Below are 4,364 nucleotides of genomic sequence, written 5' to 3'. Positions count from 1 at the left end.
CGGCAGCCGTCCTGTGATTCGAGCGGGCAGGACGGAGCGGCCGCTCCCGGCAGGATGCGGGAGCGGCCGGCGGTGCGGTGGTCAGCGGCGGCCATGCCCGCCTGAGCCGTGGTCGCCGCCGATTTCGGGGGTGTTGATGCGGTTGTTGACCCGCTCGACGTCCTCGATGTTGCGGTCACGGGTGTTCTTCATCATGCGGACCTGGCTCACCGTGGCTTTGGTGACCTCCTGGATCGCGTCACGGACGGACGTCACGGTGTCCCTGGTGGTCTGGCGCTCCTGCTGCTCCTGAGGCCTTGCCTTCTCGGCGAACTCGCCCTTGAAGCCGGGCCAGTTGATGGTCGGAGCCAGACCGTTGAGGAACTCGTCGGCCATCTCTCCCGCCAGGGTGCCGATGTCCTCCAGCTGTTTCGTCGCGGCCTCGATGCGGCTGGGGTCTACGTAGTACCGCTGTCCCATGGTCAGTCCTCCCCGTCCTCACCGAGCGCGTCCCGCCAGCCGGGAGCCGGCTGGCCGTCGCGTGCCGTGTCCTCGTCGTCCGCGCGCAGCACCTCGGGACCGAAGATCCGCTCCCAGTCGAGCTCGAACCCCTTCAGTTCCGGCACGTTGCTGCTGGGCTCGGCAAAAGGCGCCATCGCCTTCATCACATGCCGGTTCATCTTCAGGCGCGCCGCGCTCGCCGCTTCCAGGACGCTGGCGGCCAGTTCCTGGGGTGACATGTCGCGGTACTTGTTCTCCAGGAACTCGATCCCGGTCAGCTCGCCCTGCGGGCCCACGGTGGCGCGGACCGCGCGGTCGGAGGAGAGCACGGCGAACGAGGCCTGCCGCAGCTCGCGTTCGGTGCGCGCGACTGCTTCCTGGGCGGCCTGGAGTTCGGCCATCGCCTTCTCCAGGCGCTTCTCCAGCGGTTCCGTCACGCCCGCTCTCCCGTTCTGCGTTCCAACAACTGTTCAACTGATCTTGCCTGGTGAGGGCCCCTCTGCGGAAGCCGGGGCCGGATACTTCTCGTCTCCGCACGGTGATCGCGCGGGACCCGCGTGGCCGTCACCGCCCGATGACGGCCGGGGTGCCGCCTTCCTCGATGCCCCACACGTCCGCGTCCTCCTCCAGGTAGTCGGCGGAGCTGGTGGACCTGCGGTTCGGCTCCGCCTCTTCCTCGGGGGCGTCGCCACCGGTGGTCGACACGCGGCGGGACGGTGCCAGGAAGGTGTCGCTGTCCTCCTGGCGGTTCCACGGGCTGCGTCGGCGGCGGTTGCGGCGCTCGCTCTCCTCGGCCGCGTCGACCAGGACCGCGCGTACCCGCTCGCCGTTGCCCTTCTCGCCGCCTCCGCCCATACCGCCCGCTCCGCCGCCGCCCATCGGCATGCCGGGGCTGCCTGGGGTACCGGGAGCACCTGGCGTGCCGGCTGTGGCGCCGGTGGCACCGGCGAGTTGGGTGCCGGCGCCGACGGAGACCCCCTCCGAGAGGGGGGCGGCGGAACCGGAGCCGCCCGTGGCGAAGGAGTTCGTCCCGGAGAAGCCGCCGCCATGGCTCCCGGAGCTCACGCCGCCGCCCCCGAGGCCCAGTTCGGAGAGCGGCACGCTCCGGCTTGTGGTGTGGTGTGCGCCACCGCTGCCGTTGAGGTTGCCGAGATCCCCGAGGTCCCCCAGGTTGCCCGACCCGCCGCGAATGTTGGGCGAGTTGAGGTCGTGCAGATCCACCGTCCGCGTGTGCCCCTGCGGGTCGGTGGACGTGACGACACCGGTGTCCGGATCGATGACCTGGGTGCTGCCGTCCGGGAACTTGGTGGTCAGCTTGCCGTGGTCCAGGAAGGTGGTGGAACCGTCCGAGTTGGTCACCTTCGCCCCGTGGGTGAGGTCGGTGGTCGTGGTGGAGCCGTCGGGATGGGTGGCGGTGATCGATCCGGTGTTGGGGTCGAAGACCGCCTTGCTGCCGTCCGGGAACGTGGTGGAGAAGTCGTCGTTGACGAGCGAGGTGTGTCCGCCGGTCGGGGTGTCCAGGCCGCCGGACTGCCCGCTGTTGAGGTCACCGAAGTGACCGTGCGACTCGGTGGGCAGCTGGGAGTTGATGTCGCCGAGGTCACCCAGGTTGCTGTGGCCGCCGTTGATGTTGCCCAGGTTGCCGAGGTTCTGGTGGGTGGTCGTGCCGTCGGGCTGGGTGGTGGTGGTCTGCCCGGTCGCGGGGTCGAGGACCTGCTTGGTGCCGTCGGGGAAGGTGGTGGTCAGCTTGCCGTCAGGGTTGAGGGAGGTGACCGAGCCGTCCGGGTTGGTCACCTTGACGCCGTCGCCGAGGTGCTGCGTGGTGGTGGAGCCGTCCGGGTGCGTTGTGGTGAGCACGCCGTTCTTCGGATCGAAGGAGGTGCTGCTGCCATCCGGGAAACCGGTGGTGAGCTTGCCTCCGTCGAGCTGGGTGCTGCCGCCGGTCGGGGTCTTGAGGGTGCCGCCGGCGCCCTTGTTCAGGTCACCGAGGCTGCCCAACTGCTTGCCGATCGCATGGTTGGCGTCGTCGAGGGAGGTGTTGTGCCCGCCCGACCCGCCGTTGACGTTGCCGAAGCTGCCCAGGTTCTGGGGGGCCGTCGAGCTGGGGATGTGCTCGTCCAGCGCGCGGAACACGCGATTGGCATCGCCGTTCGGGTCCAGTCGTTCCGCGACGGTGCTGAGGTCCCCGTTGGGGCCGTTCACGCCGGCGAGGTTCGTCTTGAAGGCATCGGCCTGCTTCTTGGCCTCGTTCTTGGCCTCCTCGTTCTGCTTCTCCTGCTCCTTGCGGATCTTCTCCTGGTAGGCCTTGTCCTCCGTGCGCTGGTTGTTCTGCTCGTTGCGGATCTTCTCCTGGTAGGCCTTGTCCTCCGCGCGCTGCTTCTCCTGCTCCTTACGGATCTTCTCCTCGTACGCGTGGGCCTCCTTCTCCTTCTTCGCCTGCTCCTCCTTGTCCTTCTCGTTCTGCTTCTTGATGTCGTCGTTCAGCTTGTCCTGGTCCGCCTTGGCCTTCTCGTTCTGCTTCTTGATGTCGTCGTTCAGCTTCTTCTGCTCCTCCTTGGCCTTCTCGTTCTCCTTCTTGATCTCGTCGGCCTCCTCCTTCGCCTTCTTCTTGGCGTAGTCGTCCGCGGCCGTCGTGGTCGTGTGGGGCTTGGGTATGTTCCCCGTGAAGTCCTTGCCCAGGTCGAGGAAGTGGTTGTTCAGGTCCGACTGGACCTGGGCGGCGGGCTTGCCCAGGTACTCGTCGACACCCTGGCTCCAGACCTTGACGGCCTTGTCGCCGACCTTCGCCCAGTTCTTGATGTCGGTCAGGTCGCCGTAGTCCGGGTGGTCCTTGAGGAACCCGGCCTTGGGAGCGTGGGTGTAGCCGTTCTCCGTCGACGTGATGTCCGTCAGGGCGACGTTGTTCGAATCCACCCACTGGGCCAGGTCGTCCAGGACGAAGCGCAGCACCCGGTGCGGGTCGTAGTAGGGCGAGTTGGCCCAGTCCAGCCACGCGTCCAGCAGTTTGTTGGCGGCGTCCACCATGTACTTGCGGCCCAGGTGCAGGGCGCGCGAGTAGACGGTGCTGCCGCCGACTGCGGACGCGTCGCCGCTTCCCGGCTGGGAGTCGAAGGTCTCGACGTAGTCGTCGTAGTTCCGGCGGATCTTCTTCAGGAGGTTCCGGAACACCTCCGCCGCGTCGCCCTTCCAGCTCGCGTCGTCCTTGCCGAAGCGGTCCTCCCAGTCCTTCAGCACCACCAGCTGGTCCCTGAAGAACTTGGCCGCGTAGTCGAAGGAATCCCCCAGGGTGTTGAAGGAGTCCAGGTGCACCGCGTCGGCCTCGGGCACCCCCAGGTTGCTGAACCGCGCGTTCTGTGTGCTGCCGTCCAGCAGCGCGAGCAGCGCCGCCCGCGGCCCGTTCATGTACCGGGCGAGCGGGATGGTGCTGAACTTGTCCTTGTGGTAGTCCGTGAAGTCGTTGCCCTCGTGCACCTGGGCGTCGTGGACGTTCTTCGAGTTGGGGCTGTCGAAGATGATCTCGTCGCCGGACTTCACACGGCCCTCGAAGACGATGCGGGCCTTCTTGATGGTCCCGCCGTCCTTGGTGTCGTTGAAGAACCAGATGTCGTAGTCCTCGCCGGTGCTCACCAGGAAGCCGGAGTCCTCCACGACGTAGCTGAGGTCGACGTCGTTGATCTCCATGCGGAAGAGCTTGCCGCCGTGGCTGGACTGGAGGGATTCGAAGACCTTGGCGCGGTCCGGCACCGGATAGCCGGTGATGTGGCTGACCAGGGTGGCCCAGGTGTCCGACGTCGGGTCCTTGGCGCCGTCGAACTTGCCCACGTTTGTATGAGAGTTGGGATCGTACCGATCGGCCACCGGGCGCCCTTTCTGGTCGGTTGTCG

Annotated in this window: 3 protein-coding genes; all 3 read right to left on the bottom strand. The window is 67.3% G+C overall.

Going from position 1 to position 4,364, the window contains the following annotated elements; genetic code table 11:
- Positions 1 to 81: 81 nt before the first annotated feature.
- The gene (locus ACIPK3_RS24560) at positions 82 to 459 is read right to left on the bottom strand and encodes a hypothetical protein (RefSeq protein ID WP_402572880.1); all 378 of its coding nucleotides are present in this window, start codon (positions 457 to 459) and stop codon (positions 82 to 84) included.
- Positions 460 to 461: 2 nt separating this feature from the next.
- On the bottom strand, positions 462 to 917 hold the full coding sequence (locus tag ACIPK3_RS24555) for a YbaB/EbfC family nucleoid-associated protein (protein ID WP_402572878.1): 456 nt from the start codon (positions 915 to 917) through the stop codon (positions 462 to 464).
- A gap of 127 nt (positions 918 to 1,044) precedes the next feature.
- On the bottom strand, positions 1,045 to 4,302 hold the full coding sequence (locus ACIPK3_RS24550; RefSeq protein WP_402572877.1) for an AAWKG family protein: 3,258 nt from the start codon (positions 4,300 to 4,302) through the stop codon (positions 1,045 to 1,047).
- Between the last annotated feature and the right edge of the window lie 62 nt (positions 4,303 to 4,364).

The sequence above is a fragment of the Streptomyces sp. NPDC086787 genome (assembly GCF_044745865.1).
GTDB lineage: Bacteria > Actinomycetota > Actinomycetes > Streptomycetales > Streptomycetaceae > Streptomyces.
The sequence above is the reverse complement of the archived record's forward strand: the minus strand, read 5'-3'. Positions and strand labels throughout refer to the sequence as shown.

What these genes read in the sequence shown, in the direction of transcription:
- ACIPK3_RS24560 (WP_402572880.1), bottom strand. Translation starts at nt 459, where the DNA reads ATGGGACAGCGGTACTACGTAGACCCCAGCCGCATCGAGGCCGCGACG.